Here is a 13811-nt window from a genome sequence, read left to right on the forward strand (position 1 = left end):
AATGGTCTCGTCGAACTTGGCGCCAATGAACCGGGCTGTGCGGCGGGAGCCAACGCCATGGGGCGCCGGTGTGTGGTAAGTGCCAGTTCGGTCGAAGCCGGGGTAGAACTCGCCCCAGGTAGCCGGGTTGTGTGCAAGCGCTGCGAAGACCTCGCTCGGCGGGCGGTGGACGCGAACGACGACATCAAGACTGGTGGGAGCCGTGTCGAGAAAGTCGAGATCGACGGCTTCGCAGGCGAACATGCTGCCTCCTTGCTGTGTGATGACGACAGGAAATATACGACCACCGGCGAGGACGCAGTAGGGACTCATCCGATCCTGGTACAGCCTCTACACGCTTTACCAACCCCCCGGCCCTACGAGCTCCCCGACCGTCAACGTGCGCTCGATCACCTCGATGAGCCAGTCGCCATCCCCTATCAAGCGACGTTCGGGTGCTCGGCCTCCATCACGCGCGGCGGTTCAACCGAAGCGCCAACTCGCACCTACCGAGCACGCACCCTTCTAGCTTAAAGCTTGCGAGTTGGATCTGGTGAAAGTGCTCGCACCACACGATGTTTGATCGATCGGCGCTGCTCAGCGCCGTCGCGTGGCCTGTCTAGACGCGTCGGCCGAGCACGCATCTGCCGTCAGTACGCCGAGGGTCATTGATTCATTCGGTCGTGATCCATGAGGGCGATCAGTGACCGTCAGCCCACGGCATGCCGCCAGCCCCAACGGTTGCGAGCCCGGGCCGTTGGCCATTGATTCGTCACTGTGACGAATTCCATTGTGGCACTGGCTCATTCTAGGACGCTGCGTGCGGGCTTGCGCATGGCTGAGGAGCTGACGGGGCTCATTCCGCGCCCACTGGAGCCGACTTCGTAGATCACGCATGCTGGACTGCTACTTGGTGTTGGTGACGACGACGACTTGACGGATGAAGGTGTTTTCGACAGCGGAGCGGAGGAGGAAGTCGGCGGCGTTTGCGCGAGAGGTTGAGGGGAGGATCGGTAATGTCGTTACGTCCCCGAGCGCGATCGTGGTGTAGCCGCCGCCGGCCCGGTCGTTTAAGGCTCCGGGGTATTCGAGGGTCCATTTCAGGCTGCTGGCTTTCAAGAGAACTTCGGACGCGGCTTTGTCCTCGTATTTCCTGTGCAGTGCCGTACGAAATATTAGGCCGGCGAGGAATGATGCCTTCGCGAGGGATTCGCCGACTCCGAATGCGGACATGATCACGAACCGATCGACTCCCGAAGTTTTCGCGGACTCGATGACGGCGCGGACCGTGTCCGTGATCAGCGTCGGGGTTTCGCGGACGTTCTTTACTCCGAGCGTGCTGATGACGGCGTCGTGCCCTCGGGCTGCCGTGGCGATCGCAGCGGCGTCGGTGACGTCGCCGCTGACGATTTGAGCGCGCGGGTCAACGCTGGCGTCGGGCCGCCGAACGAGAGCGGTGACCTGGTGGCCCCGGTCAAGTGCCTTATTGACGAAGTGGATGCCGGTACGGCCGGTTGCTCCGAGGACAAGTAGCTTCACAATTTTCGCTTTCAATAGAGCGGATAAAGGGTGTGGTGGTGGTACGGCAGTCGACCGGAAGGGGCGAGACAGGGCGTGGTGGACGTCGTGGAAACTCTTGTGAGGTTTAGAGATATCGCAGTGGGCCGCGGAGTCTCATGGCCTCGTAGCGGTGTTGGCGTACTCCGATGAGGAGGTACGCGAGTCGGGCGGGTGCGGGGACGGCGGCGAGGAAGTCGGTTCGTTCCCGCGGGGTGGTGTCTTCGAGGAGGTAGCCCAGCACGATGAGTCGGCGTGTCAGGGGTATAGATACCAGTCCCCGTCGGCCCACCTCCCGGTATTCGGTGGCGGTGATCACGCGTTCGACGATCGGCAGAATCTTTGCTTCTTCCTCGTCGAAGTGTTCGTTGAGTCCATGCGAGATCTGCGTCAGCAGCGCGGTCAGTGGTGCGGCGGTGTGCGCGGCGGGCGTGTCCCGCCACGCGGGCAGCGTGGTCGCGACGCGCTCGAGCAGCACCGCGAGGACGTGATGCTGGCTGTCCATACGCGCGAGGAGATCGACGTGTAATCGGGTCCGGGTCGCCAGTCTCGGCCACAGCAGCTCGTCCTCGCCCAGGTGGTGGTGATGGAGCATGTCGAGGACTTCGCGGATATGCCCGGCGACGCTGCGGACCCGAGCGACGTCACCGACAGGTACCGCACCGACGAGTTGAGGCAGCAGAGCGCATTCTCGGCGGAACATGCGATGGACGATCACCATGTCACTGGTGTCGCACAGCTTGGGCGCGGCAGTGGGGGCGGTTATGGCGGCCCAGGCCGCCGCGTCGATTGGCTGCTCGAGGTCCCTTTCGCGGAGCTCGGCGAGGATGCGCTCGCGCGACAGCTCGGTGAGCTCGTGCTCGCGGGCGTGTGCCTGCACGTTGCTCACCAACTCCTCTTCGGTCTCCCCGGTGATGACGGTGCCGGACGGGCCGCAAGTCAGGCTGAGACTCATGGCGATCTCCTTCTAGATGGGTGTAGCGGGTTTGTGTGCGGTGGCCCGCGCGGCGCCGGACCGCACGAGGTCTGGGCGGCGGGGGAAAGTCCCGCAGCGGGGCCGGTTCGTCGTGGCACCGCGGAGGTTGCCGTCACTCGCCCTGGGCGAGCTTGTGTCAGTATCGTTGATTACAATAGTCAATGAAGTTGACTATGTCAAGGGCGGGCGCAGCCCACTGATGCCAGCCTGTCCGGTTGGAATACCTGGCCAACGGCTTTGAGGACCCACGCTCGGCGAAGGCTACGGTTTGTGGGCGTAAGGGTCGGTGATCTCGCGGAGCTGATCTAGGATCTGCTGCAACAGTGTGAAGTTGCGGCTACCCAAGTAGGCCTTCCACTCCGCCAGGATCTTGCTGGATGTCGTCATCGCCACCTCGGCCGCCCGCTGGCCACGCTCCTCGAACACGATCAGCCTGGCGCGGCCGTCGGTTGGGTCGGAGACCCGGCGGACATAGCCCAAGCGTTCCAGTTGATCGACCAGCACCCCGGCGCTCTGTTTACTCATTTGCGCCTGTTCGGCGAGGTCGGTGAGACGTGAACCGTCCGGGGCGATTCGTTGAAACACCCGAACCTGGGCCAGGGTCCAGTCGTCGAAACCGGCATCCCCGAGAGCCCGGAAGATTCGGTCCTCCATGTGGCGATACGGGATGAACAACGCAACCCCTAAATCAACCGGCTGCTCGTCGTCCATACCGTTCTCGGCTCCATCGTCCACCCGCCCGCACGAGGTACACACCTTACGTCAGTACCGCCGAGCCAGATCAGTGCCGACACGCGGCAACGCCACGCGCCTTGCTGAGCTGGCGCGGTTCCACCCGTGTCACCCATGCGCTCAGCAACTTCGTGGCTATGGCGGTTGGCTCTGCCCTTCGACTCAAGTAGTCATGCTACCTGACTAGTAAGGCCACGCCCGGTGATACGAAAACCCGGGGTGATGTCACCAGCGCGACTATCGAAGTACGACCCCCAAAGGTCACCGATGGACGACGGGGTCTTGGCTTGCGGTCAGCCGCTGCCGCCAATTTGGTGAATGACCGAGGCCACCCGGCTCCGACCGTGAGACTTCCCCGAACGCGGAAATTGGCAGCCAGGGTATGGGCGGCTGCATCGCCGGCCATTGGCGGCGGAGGCCCACACGGGCCCCGTCTCCCCCACAGCAACTCGCACCTATCGAGCACGCACCGTTACCAGCAAGCCCGATGCGGGTTGCAACAAGGCGCACGGACTCGCCCGTGTCGCCTATCGACCGTAGCTGCAGCATGCAATGAATGATTTATCCGTTAGGCGACGAGATGCGGTGCTTGTCAACACTGGCCCGCCGGTGAGCTTCATGTCGGCCCGCCCCAACGAAAACGTCGCAATGACGAATTGGTATGTGCCGCTGGGTCATTGCCATTCAGCGGGCGACGTCGAGATCGACGTTACGAGTGGCATCCACATGGTTGAGTCGGCTGCCAGACGGTCACCGACGCCGAGGCGGTGGGCAACCGTACTAATGAGACCAGCGAATTACTATGTATTAGGCAGTTTCGCTTGCATTCCGCTTACGCCTCGGAAACGAGCACTTAATCGGCTAACGTCAGCCAGTCCCCGACCACGGCTAGGTCGGCTTCGGTCAACCCGAACCTCGGATCGACACGATGAAGCAATGCCGATCCTTCATGATGTGCATCCACCCATGCGCGATCGATGTCGGAAATCTCGTCGTCGAGCCAGACGAAGCGACGACCGGCGGCAGCTGCAACCAACGCTGCCGTCTTCCAATGCAGGGTGCCGATCGGATCCTCCAGCGGCGCTTCAGGCAGATTAGCCACAGGTAACGGAGGAAGCCCGAGCAGCGGAGCGATTACGTCGTTGGCGTCGTGCATCCAAGCCGTGGCCCAGACCAGATCGCACTCAAGGGCCCGCAGACGTCGACCATGCGTGTAGTCGATCCGAATTAGCCGCGGGTTTCGCACACTCTGCCATTCTTGCCAATCGATAAGCGTCGCATCGAATTCCTCCCCACCGCCGGGCAACAGCGTGCCATCCACATCCAGGAACAACAGCGCACGGCCGACCACCGCAACAACCTATCAAGCTCCCGGCCGACTCCGCTCAGACTTCCCGGGTGGCCGTTCAGCGCCAGCCCGCCGGTTTACTTCATGCCGACCCACTCCCTGCCCGCTGGCCGTCGTACAAATCGTCACGATGACGAATTGCCTTGTGCTGCTGGGATATTGACTTCTCGGCGTGCGGCTTCGGTATCGAAGGTGCGAGTGGCCTCCGCGCGGTCTTGTCAGCTGTCAGACGGAGTGTCACGTCCAATATGTCGTACCTCGACACGGTTAGCTGTTAGTGCGGCAATATTCGTGGGGAGCCACCAGTAAGTAGCTGGTTCGTGCCGAGGGGGTACAAACATGATGACAACCGAGCAGCTGCGTCTTTCGCCGGTTCACGATCAACTGCAAATGAACATCGTGCGATACAAGCCAGGTGTCGCAGTGGTCTCAATGCCGTTGACCGACGGGATCCGTGGCTTCTACGACGGCACCATTCACGGAGGAATGCTTGCAACGCTGGCTGACGCCGCGTGTGCATCGTGCCTTTGGGGCACCTACGAGTTCGGACCGCAGTTCACCGTGACGACGGACATTCACGTCCGTTATTACCGCCAGCCGAAGAGCGGACCGCTCATCGCGGAGGCGAAGATGGTCCACAGGGGGAAGAGGCTTCTGAGCTCGGAGTGCACAATCGTCGATGGAGAAGAGCGCGTGCTGCTGAGATCGACCGCGACTTTCATGCTTGTCGACGCCCCGCAGAACTTGGAGGCAACAGCCCACATCGGTTGACTCATGGCGGCCTACGCACCCAGTTCTATTCGCGCCTGGTCGATTTGGTCGTATGCGTACGTCACGATGGCGGCGATGCTCATAGTCTCGCCCTTGCGGGCAAGTGATTCGTAGGCCTGGTCGCTGAGGGCAGTGCGCAGGTGGGCTGCCGCAGTGAGAAGCTCAGGTGCGATCGTCACGGCAAAGGGAGTTGACGCGAAACCCGCGAGGATGGCTGCGGCATCGTAACGGCCCATCCGGTCAAGAACCGTAGCGAGGGCAGCCATCGGTGCTCGCATGGTCATTGGGTTACCCGAGTCGTGGTAATTGTGGATCGCTATGTCGATGTAGTGGAGCGCGCGACGCGAGTCACCGTAGAGGACCTCGATTCTGGCGACGAGCATCGCCAGGTATGTCCTGGTCAACCGGTTCCCGCTGCCTTCGGCAACCTGCATCCCGCGGCGACCGGCCTCGAGCGCACCGACCGGATCGGCGTGTAGGTGGGCGACCCCGAAGGCTATCAGTGCATACGAGAGCGCCCACGGATTGCCGGTGGCCTCCGCGGCTTTGATCACCCCCGCCGTTGCCGCGATCGCGTCGTCATAGGACTGGGCGGCAGTCAGGGAGACGATGAGGTTGACCCTCGACATCGCGTGCGTGTCACGACCGCTCTGAACCCGGCTGCGGCACCAGTCGACCGCCCGTTTGGGCTGGCCTGCGTACAGGTACGTGATGGACAGTAGGCCTTCGATGCCGAACGGCACCTCGCCCCGGGCGCTCTCAACAAGCGGGATCCCTGCGTCGCTGTAACGCACAGCCTCCTCAACGCGTCCGGATGTGTAGCACTGCGACGCAATGACATAGAGGAACGCGAGCCGGGGATGGTCGACAGCACGGGCGGGCTCGATCAGCTCTTCGGCCCAGGCGATGGGCTCGTAGTTATCGATGCAAAGGCCGAGGAACGCCGCGTAGGTCGCGATGGTGGCGGCATCGTCGAGGTCGCCGCGGTCGGCAGCCCACCGAAACGCTGTGCGCAGATTGGCCAATTCGACAGTGAACCAATCGTAAGCCTCCTTCTGACGGGGGCTATCCCACAGCGCCAGGATGTCGGTTTCACGGGCGGCGAAGTGGCGGGCGTGGGCGGTGCGTGCCTCAGTTGCCTCGCCCGTACCGGCGAGTTGTTCCTCGGCGAACTGACGGATCGTTTCCAGCATGGAAAACCGAGTCCGCCCCGAGGACTGATCGGCGACCAACAGCGACTTGCGCACCAACGCGTCAAGTATGTCGAGCATCGCGAAGTCATCGTCGGAGCCTGTGACGGCTTGAGCCCCGGCGAGGTCGAATCCGCCGGCGAACACCGAACACCTTGCCAGTACCGACCTTTCACCATCGTCGAGCAGGTCATAGGACCACTGCACGGCGTGACGCAGTGTTTGGTGGCGTTCCAGCGCGCGGCGAGAACCAACGAGAAGACGGAAACGATCGCCGAGGCGGTCGCATACCTCGGTGGCCGTCATTGACTGCATGCGCGAGGCCGCCAATTCGATGCCAAGGGGCAACCCGTCTAGTTGACGACAGATCTCCACGACGGCTGCTGATTCACTGGTCTTGGTCAGCGCGACTTGCTTCCTGACAGCGGCCGCGCGTTCGACGAACAGCACCGCAGCTGCCGATTCGATACCGTCGGTCAAGTCGAGCGAATGCACCGCCCAAAGATGCTCGTCGGCAACCCGAAGTCCTTCTCGGCTGGTGGCGAGGATTCGTACCGTCGCCGAGTGCGCGAGTATCGCTTCGATCAGTTCGGCGGCGGCATCGAGGACGTGCTCACAGTTGTCGATCACCAACAGCCGCGAGCGACTTTCCAGCGCGGCGGCCACGGACTCACTTACGGTCTTGGCGGGTTGCTGGGTGACACCCAGCACCGCGGCCACCGCGTCGGGCACCGATGCGGGGTCAGTGACGGCTGCGAGTTCGAAAACCCAAACGCCGTCGGGGAACTCGTCGGCCAGATGTGTCGCGACTTCCAACGCCAGACGGGTCTTGCCGACCCCGCCCACGCCGGTCAGCGTCACCAACCGATGCGCCATGACCGCTGCCCGAATGTTCACGACCTCTGTGTCGCGCCCAATCAAGCTCGTGGTCGCCTGACGCAGGTTTCCCGGCGTCGTATCGAGAGCTCGCAGCGGCGGAAAATCCATCCGCAGACCCGGTGACCGTACTTGAAACACTCCAACGGGTATTGGTACATCCCGCAGTCGTCGCGGACCGAGATCTGTCAGCTCCACCCCACTCAGCAGTCCGGCGGTCGAGTCGGCCACCAGTATCTGACCACCGTGCCCTGCGGCCATCACGCGTGCTGCGCGGTTGAGCACCGTTCCGAAATAGTCCCCATCGCGCAGCTGGGCTTCTCCAGTGGCAATACCCATTCGTACCGGCAATTCAAGCCCTAGCTGGGCCGTAACGGCCGCGTCGACGGCGGACCGTGGGGACGCGAACGCAGCGACCAGACCATCGCCTGAGTGACTGAAGACGAAGCCGCCGTGCGAGTCGATCGCGGTCTGAAGCGCCCGGTCGTGCTTGGACAGAGCCGCCTGCATCACTTCCGCGTCCGCTTCCCACCGACGGGTCGAACCCTCAATATCGGTGAACAAGAAGGTCACGACCCCCGAAGGTGGGTCCCCCGCAGCCACGCGCCCAGAATGTCACGGAATGCCACATCAAGTGGCATCGTTGTCGCATGAGTCAGAAGGTTCCGAGCCCTAAGGACATCAAAGCCGCCATCGAGGCTGCGGCAGAAACGGCGCAATCGGTGGCCAGCGGCGCGATGCGTGTCCCGCCCGCTTCGCTACAACTCGCGAGCCAACTGCCGGATCTGTTGGAGAATTTGGCCACCGCCACCGAGCGCCTCAACGTGGCCATCGACCGTGCCGAACGCTACCTCGCCCTTGCCGATCCGATGATCCGGACGATGGATGCGTTGCTCCCCCAACTTGAGGCACTCGTGGCGACGGGAAGCGACGTATTCACGGCTGTGTCGTCCGTTCCTGGCGTATCCACTCTCGGCCGACTTGCCACTCGCGGTTCAGGCGCGTCACCCTCGAAGAAGCCTTCGCAGAGGCAAGCAAAACCGAAGAAGTCCTGACCGTTCCGCTGCAATTGGCTTGTCAGCCAACAGAATACGTCACTGGGACGATAGAGACGTGCCGGCCGACGTCACCACCATTCGCGGCTACGGCGAATTATGCTGTCTCAGACGTCAATTCAGGCTCCGGACACAATGCGGTTAGATCCGGAGAGTACATCTGGGAGGTCGGAAATCTGGAGCTGAGTGCATCGATGAGCCGGTAAATCGCCGCCAGTTCAGTTTCCTTGACACGGATGATCCGCTGCGACCGCCTGACTCCGGGCAAGTCACCGTTGGCCTCGTGTACCGCCAACGATGCGCAGTGGTGGGACACCTCGTCCTCGACTGCAATCCGCAGGTCCTGCAGCATCTGTTGGTAGTACTCGGCCTGGCGCACGTCACCATGCGAAGCGTTGGCACCTGGGTCAACCGCCGCCCCAGCTGGACGTGTCGCCTCCGGTGATCGTTCGATGTCGACAACGATTTTGCCGTACAGATACTGCGCACGCGGTGACACCATCATCAACGCACGATAAGAATTCGGTGTTGCGCCGAAACTGCTGGTGATTCACGAAGTGGTCACCATCTGTTCACACCATCGGTGGTCGTCGTGTGAGCTCGTTGAATCGCCCTGTCGCAATGCCGGTTCGTCTACTGCTCTCCCAATCCCATCAACTCGGTGACGCCGTGGTCGCGCCCTGCGGTGTAGCCACCGTCCACGGCGATGGCCTGGCCACTGACGAAACTGGCGTCGGCCGACAGCAGAAAGGCCGCCACCGAGGCGATCTCGTCCGCGCGTCCGAACCGTCGAAGCTTGTGTTCGTGACGCAATCCCTCGCGCGGCATCTCGAAACCCGGCATGCCCATCACCGAGTCGAACATCGGCGTCTCGATGAATCCCGGACAGATCACGTTGACCCGAATGCCGCTGGGCCCGTAGTCGATTGCGGTGTTCTTGGTGAGCAGCACGACTCCGCCCTTGGACGCGTTGTAGGCACTGCCGCCGGCCGTGCCCTCCAGGCCCTCGATGCTGGCCAGGTTCACGATGGCACCCCGCTCGCCGTTCACCCGCTCCTGTTGCACCATCTGCGCGAGCGCGGCCCGAGCCACCACGAAGGTGCCCTTGAGATTGACGCCCACGACCCGGTCCCACTCTTCGTCGGGCAGGAGGTGCACCGGTCCGCCACCGGCGACGCCAGCTGCATGCACGACGCCGTCGAGACGACCGCTCCCGGCCACGACGGCGGCCACGGCGGCGCTGACGGCTTCCGCGTCGAGCACGTCGACCGCCCTGTAGGCGAATCCGTCACCTGCCAGGCCGATCGGCGCATCGACCGCGAGGTCGATGCCCACGACGTAGGCGCCCTCACCGAGCAGGCGTTCGACCGTCGCCCTGCCGATGCCCGATGCCGCGCCGGTAACCAGAACACCCTTGCCATGAAATCTGCTCATCACCTGTCCTTGGCTTCGAGGCAGGGCCCCGGCTTCGTCGGCAGTTCCATAGACGACATAATTACCCATGCGAAAAGGTGGCACGGGCGCTTCGGCGCAGCCACCGGAAACCCGCGCCCCCTACCCTCGGCCCCGGCTCCTCGTTGCCGCCCTCAGCCTGGTGGCGCTCACCGTGGCGGTGCTTCAGACCGCGGTGGTGCCGATCCTCGGCATCATCGCCCACCAGCTGCACGCCTCGTCGGTCGCCGTCAGCTGGGCGGTCACGGCAAACCTTCTAGCGGCCGCCGCGTCGACTCCGCTCATCGGACGCCTCGCCGATCTGCTCGACAAGAAGCGCGTCCTGCTCGGGGTGCTGGCCGTCGTCCTCGTCGGCTCCGTACTGGCAGCAACGACGACCTCGCTCGCCCTGTTGATCCTCGCCCGTGTGCTGCAGGGCGTGTCGTACTCGCTGTATCCCATCTGCGTCGCGATCTTGCGCGAGGAACTTCCCAAGGGCAGCGTCGTCGGCGCGCTCGCAGTGTTGTCCGGCACGCTGGGCTTCGGCGGCGGCATGGGCCTCGTGGTCACGGGGCTCCTGATGGACGGCACCGCGGGCTACCACCGGGTGTTCTGGCTGACGACGGGTTTCGTCATCTTCGTGATAGTCGTTGCGCTGGCAGCCATTCCGTCCCGGTCGGGCGCCACAGTCGGCACCATCGACTGGTGGGGCGCCGCGGGTCTGGCCGCCGGGCTGTCGGCCGTGCTCCTGACCATCACACAGGGCAATTCGTGGGGCTGGTCGGCACCGTCGACGCTCGGGTCCGCAGCCTTCGGCGTCGCCGTGTTGGTCGCGTGGTGGGTGTGGGAGCGCGGTCGCACCCACCCACTGGTTTCCACGGAGATGCTGACCCGCCGTCCGGTGTTGCTGACCAATCTCGCGACGGTGTTCGTCGGCATGGGGTTGTACTTCGGCTTCCTCGGCCTGACGCAGTTCGTCCAGATCGATCGCACGGTTGCCGGATACGGGTTCAGCGCGTCGGTTTTGCACGCCAGCGTGGTGTACCTGCTGCCGGGCGCGCTGACCGGGTTCGTCACGGCGACCCTCAGCGGTCGGTTCATCGACCGCTTCGGCGCCCGACCGATCCTCGTCAGCGGGGCGATGGCAGGTGTCGTCGGATTCCTCTGGCTGGCCCTCGCGCACTCCCAACCCTGGCAGGTGATCGTTGCTGGGATCTGGACCAATGCGTACATCAGCCTGGCCTACGGGGCCCTGCCCGCGCTGGTGGTCAGCGAGGTGGAAGGTAACGAGACGGGCGTCGCCACCAGTGTCAACGCCATCGCCAGGACGGTCGGCAGTTCGATCGCCGCGGCACTGGTGGCCGTGCTCCTCGGTCGAACCGACCCCGCAACGGGCCTGCCACCCGAACACGGCTTCGTGACGATCTTCGTTGCGGGCGCCGTCACCGCCGGATTGGCCATGTTGCTGATCGCCGGATCACGCAACGGCCAGCGCGACGTCGTCTCGCCCGAGGCCACCGTCGACTCCCGCGCCATGAATCACGAATGGGGCTGAACCCCGAGTGGGACTAAGGACGTTGCTGATGCCAACTGTTCACCCCATCGTGATCTGCGCATCGCTCGGCAGCGATCATTCCTGGCCACATCTTGGGTACCCTCGACGCCAGGCTCCACCGTGCACTGCGGCAGCCACGCCGATTGGCAACGGCTCTACCTCGACAATGGGGATGTCTTGAACGAGCACAGATCGGTTACCACATGAGCGGCATGATCACTGGATCCGCCAAAGCAGCACCGGCGGTTGACGACGACATACCGGCGATCCTGCGCGGTGACGACGACCTACCCCAGGTCCTCGCGGACACGGTCACCGACTTCTTTCACGTCCCGCGCGCACGCGGCCTGATCCACACGGTCTGCGCGATCGGCGCCATCTTGGCCGGCGCGGCACTGGTGCCGACGGCATGGCTCGTCGGGCGACCGAACGCCGGTCTGGCCACCCTCGTCTACGCGGCGACGATCATCGGCATGTTCAGCGTCAGCGCGGTCTATCATCGCGTGCGCTGGCACAATCCGGTCACCTACAAGTGGATGAAGCGTGCCGACCACTCGATGATCTTCATCTTCATCGCGGGCAGTTACACACCGTTGGCGCTGCTGGCCATGCCGCCGGACACGGCCAAGCTGGTCTTGACCATCGTGTATTCGGGGGCCGCCGCGGGCGTTGCGCTCAAGATGTTCTGGCCGTCCGCACCCCGGTGGGTAGGGGTGCCCCTGTACCTGTTGCTTGGCTACATCGCGGTCTTCTTCGCTCCAGCTCTTTTGGCGGGCGGTGGTGTCGCCGTCGTCAGTCTGCTCATCGCCGGCGCCGTGCTCTACAACATCGGCGCGGTGCTCTACGGAGTGCGCTGGCCGAACCCGTGGCCGCAGACCTTCGGCTACCACGAGTTCTTCCACGCGTTCACCGCGGCGGCTGCGCTGTGCCACTACGCCGCGATTTGGTTGCTCGTCCTGTAGCTGACCGAGCGCGCTACTTCAGCGGCAGCCCGGTGATCGCCCTTGCCATGACCAAGCGCTGAATCTCGCTGGTGCCTTCGAAGATCGTGAAGATCTTGGCGTCGCGATGCATCCGCTCGACGGGATAGTCGCGGGTGTAGCCATTGCCACCGAGGATCTGGATGGCCTCGTCGGTCACGTAGACCGCGGTCTCGCTGGCAGCGAGCTTGGCCATCGACCCCTCGGCGTTGACGAACGGCTTGTCGTTGCGCGCCATCCAGCCAGCGCGCCACACCAGCAGACGCGCGGTGTCGATCCTGGTCTTCATGTCGGCGAGCTTGAACGCGATCGCCTGGAAGTCGCCGATCTTGCGACCGAACTGCTCGCGCTGCTGGGCGTACTCCAGCGCGTACTCATAAGCCGCGCGCGCCACCCCGAGCGCCATCGCGCCGACCGCGGGGCGGGTTCGCTCGAAGGTCTTCATCGCGGCTTGGCCTGCCGAACTCTTGCCCTCGCGCGCCTTGGCGATCCGCTCGTCGAACTTGTCCTTGCCGCCGATGATCAGGCGTCCGGGAATGCGAACGTCATCGAGCACGACCTCCGCCGTGTGCGAGGCCCTGATTCCGTGCTTCTTGAACTTCTGGCCCTGGCTGAACCCCTTCGTTCCCGGCGGGATGATGAACGTCGCCTGGCCGCGGGAACCCAGCTCGGGATGTACCGACGCAACGACGATGTGCACGTTGGCGATGCCACCGTTGGTGGCCCATGTCTTCGTGCCGTTGATGATCCACTCATCATTGGCCTCGTCGTACCGCGCCCTCGTGATGATGGCCGACACGTCCGAGCCGGCCCCCGGCTCCGACGCGCAGAACGACGCGAGCAGGGGTTCGTCGACGGTGCCGAACATTTGGGGCAACCACTCCCCTAGTTGCTCGGGTGTTCCGGTCGCTGCCAGCGACGCGGCGGCGAGTCCGGTGCCCATGATCGACAGCGCGATGCCGGCGTCACCCCAAAACATCTCCTCGAACACCGTCAGCATGCCAAGGCCGGACGGTTCGCCTGCCTGCGTGGCGAAGAGTTCTACCGAATAGAGGCCGATTTTGGCGGCCTCCTGGATGATGGGCCATGGAGTCTCCTCCCGCTCGTCCCACTCCGCCGCCGCGGGTCGCACGACCTTCTCAGCGAAGTCGTGCACCCAGTCTCGAACCTCGATCACGTCGTCGGGGAGCTCGAGCGAAAACGTCATTACGACTGGTCCTTTCGGCGGATTCGTCCCGCGCATGGGTGGCCGGAATGGTCGCCCGTGGCAACCACGTCATTTCATTCGGTGAACAACTGTACACAGGCCGTACGTACCCATCTAAGCACCCCCGGCCGAATCATTACGGCTTGACGTACAT

The 13811-nt window shown here is 63.7% G+C and carries 12 protein-coding genes and 1 pseudogene; 4 read left to right on the top strand and 9 right to left on the bottom strand.

Going from position 1 to position 13811, the window contains the following annotated elements; genetic code table 11:
* From QOD90_RS22415 to QOD90_RS22435, 5 genes and pseudogenes are all read right to left on the bottom strand, one after another.
* Positions 1–243 (bottom strand): annotated as a pseudogene (locus QOD90_RS22415) (hypothetical protein); the annotation flags it as partial.
* A 642-nt stretch (positions 244–885) separates the two neighbouring features.
* Entirely contained in the window at positions 886–1533 is a 648-nt protein-coding gene (locus QOD90_RS22420) for an NAD(P)-dependent oxidoreductase (protein ID WP_526353187.1), read from the bottom strand.
* Positions 1534–1624: 91 nt separating this feature from the next.
* Positions 1625–2491 carry a hemerythrin domain-containing protein gene (locus tag QOD90_RS22425; RefSeq protein ID WP_526353189.1) on the bottom strand — a complete coding sequence of 289 codons (867 nt, stop codon included), beginning with the start codon at positions 2489–2491 and terminating at the stop codon, positions 1625–1627.
* Positions 2492–2773: 282 nt separating this feature from the next.
* Positions 2774–3223 (bottom strand): MarR family winged helix-turn-helix transcriptional regulator, encoded by a 450-nt coding sequence (locus QOD90_RS22430; protein WP_526353191.1) that lies wholly within the window; start codon positions 3221–3223, stop codon positions 2774–2776.
* Positions 3224–4097: 874 nt separating this feature from the next.
* Complete coding sequence (locus QOD90_RS22435) at positions 4098–4595, bottom strand: HAD domain-containing protein (RefSeq protein WP_526353193.1); 498 nt, start codon at positions 4593–4595, stop codon at positions 4098–4100.
* Between the two features lie 339 nt (positions 4596–4934).
* Here QOD90_RS22435 and QOD90_RS22440 point away from each other — a divergent pair, with 339 nt between their 5' ends.
* Complete coding sequence (locus tag QOD90_RS22440) at positions 4935–5363, top strand: PaaI family thioesterase (RefSeq protein ID WP_526353209.1); 429 nt, start codon at positions 4935–4937, stop codon at positions 5361–5363.
* An 11-nt stretch (positions 5364–5374) separates the two neighbouring features.
* On the opposite strand, the gene QOD90_RS22445 is transcribed toward QOD90_RS22440, so the two are convergent.
* On the bottom strand, positions 5375–8002 hold the full coding sequence (locus tag QOD90_RS22445; RefSeq protein ID WP_526353195.1) for an ATP-binding protein: 2628 nt from the start codon (positions 8000–8002) through the stop codon (positions 5375–5377).
* A gap of 77 nt (positions 8003–8079) precedes the next feature.
* On the opposite strand from QOD90_RS22445, the gene QOD90_RS22450 reads away from it, so the two are divergent.
* Positions 8080–8484, top strand: a complete 405-nt coding sequence (locus QOD90_RS22450) for a hypothetical protein (RefSeq protein ID WP_526353197.1) — start codon at positions 8080–8082, stop codon at positions 8482–8484.
* Positions 8485–8581: 97 nt separating this feature from the next.
* Here the strand turns inward: QOD90_RS22450 and QOD90_RS22455 are convergent, their stop codons facing one another.
* On the bottom strand, positions 8582–8989 hold the full coding sequence (locus tag QOD90_RS22455) for a hypothetical protein (RefSeq protein WP_526353199.1): 408 nt from the start codon (positions 8987–8989) through the stop codon (positions 8582–8584).
* A gap of 128 nt (positions 8990–9117) precedes the next feature.
* On the bottom strand, positions 9118–9918 hold the full coding sequence (locus QOD90_RS22460; protein WP_526353201.1) for an SDR family NAD(P)-dependent oxidoreductase: 801 nt from the start codon (positions 9916–9918) through the stop codon (positions 9118–9120).
* Positions 9919–9985: 67 nt separating this feature from the next.
* Here QOD90_RS22460 and QOD90_RS22465 point away from each other — a divergent pair, with 67 nt between their 5' ends.
* The gene (locus QOD90_RS22465; protein WP_526353203.1) at positions 9986–11470 is read left to right on the top strand and encodes an MFS transporter; all 1485 of its coding nucleotides are present in this window, start codon (positions 9986–9988) and stop codon (positions 11468–11470) included.
* A gap of 203 nt (positions 11471–11673) precedes the next feature.
* Complete coding sequence (trhA, locus tag QOD90_RS22470; protein WP_526353205.1) at positions 11674–12432, top strand: PAQR family membrane homeostasis protein TrhA; 759 nt, start codon at positions 11674–11676, stop codon at positions 12430–12432.
* A 13-nt stretch (positions 12433–12445) separates the two neighbouring features.
* On the opposite strand, the gene QOD90_RS22475 is transcribed toward trhA, so the two are convergent.
* Positions 12446–13657, bottom strand: a complete 1212-nt coding sequence (locus tag QOD90_RS22475; RefSeq protein WP_526353207.1) for an acyl-CoA dehydrogenase family protein — start codon at positions 13655–13657, stop codon at positions 12446–12448.
* Positions 13658–13811: the final 154 nt, after the last annotated feature.

Origin of the sequence: Mycobacterium sp., from assembly GCF_032161845.1 — a bacterium.
Taxonomy (GTDB): Bacteria; Actinomycetota; Actinomycetes; order Mycobacteriales; family Mycobacteriaceae; genus Mycobacterium.

Excerpts from the sequence above, each read along its gene's own strand:
- QOD90_RS22430 (WP_526353191.1), bottom strand. The coding sequence starts at position 3,223 with ATGGACGACGAGCAGCCGGTTGATTTAGGGGTTGCGTTGTTCATCCCG.
- QOD90_RS22440 (WP_526353209.1), top strand. The coding sequence starts at position 4,935 with ATGACAACCGAGCAGCTGCGTCTTTCGCCGGTTCACGATCAACTGCAA.
- QOD90_RS22475 (WP_526353207.1), bottom strand. The coding sequence starts at position 13,657 with ATGACGTTTTCGCTCGAGCTCCCCGACGACGTGATCGAGGTTCGAGAC.
- QOD90_RS22425 (WP_526353189.1), bottom strand. The coding sequence starts at position 2,491 with ATGAGTCTCAGCCTGACTTGCGGCCCGTCCGGCACCGTCATCACCGGG.
- QOD90_RS22465 (WP_526353203.1), top strand. The coding sequence starts at position 9,986 with ATGCGAAAAGGTGGCACGGGCGCTTCGGCGCAGCCACCGGAAACCCGC.
- QOD90_RS22460 (WP_526353201.1), bottom strand. The coding sequence starts at position 9,918 with ATGAGCAGATTTCATGGCAAGGGTGTTCTGGTTACCGGCGCGGCATCG.
- QOD90_RS22450 (WP_526353197.1), top strand. The coding sequence starts at position 8,080 with ATGAGTCAGAAGGTTCCGAGCCCTAAGGACATCAAAGCCGCCATCGAG.
- trhA (WP_526353205.1), top strand. The coding sequence starts at position 11,674 with ATGAGCGGCATGATCACTGGATCCGCCAAAGCAGCACCGGCGGTTGAC.
- QOD90_RS22455 (WP_526353199.1), bottom strand. The coding sequence starts at position 8,989 with ATGATGGTGTCACCGCGTGCGCAGTATCTGTACGGCAAAATCGTTGTC.